A 246-nucleotide genomic window follows, 5' to 3' on the forward strand; every position below is an offset into this window, starting at 1 on the left:
GCCCTACACCGGCGGATTGCGTGTGGCGGGCACCATGGAGTTCCGCGACCCCGACGCTCCGGCACGTCCCGAACGGGTGGAGGCCATCGTCGCGTCGGCGAGCCCATTGCTGGGGGGTGCGATGGGCGGAGCGCAGTGACCTCTGGGTCGGTCCGCGCCCGGTCACCCCGGACGGCCGGCCCCTGATCGGGGAGATTTCGCGCGGTATCTATGTGGCCGGCGGACACGGGATGTGGGGGCTCGCTC

Annotated in this window: 1 protein-coding gene; it reads left to right on the forward strand. The window is 72.4% G+C overall.

Annotation, left to right across the window (positions count from 1 at the left end; genetic code table 11):
- Window positions 1-116: 116 nt before the first annotated feature.
- Window positions 117-246 (forward strand): FAD-dependent oxidoreductase (locus ACLJNW_RS27565; RefSeq protein WP_410961738.1); only part of this gene is annotated, 130 nt, incomplete at its 3' end.

The organism is Salmonella sp. SAL4457, assembly GCF_046548235.1.
In the GTDB taxonomy this organism is placed as follows: Bacteria; Pseudomonadota; Gammaproteobacteria; order Enterobacterales; family Enterobacteriaceae; genus Salmonella; species Salmonella enterica.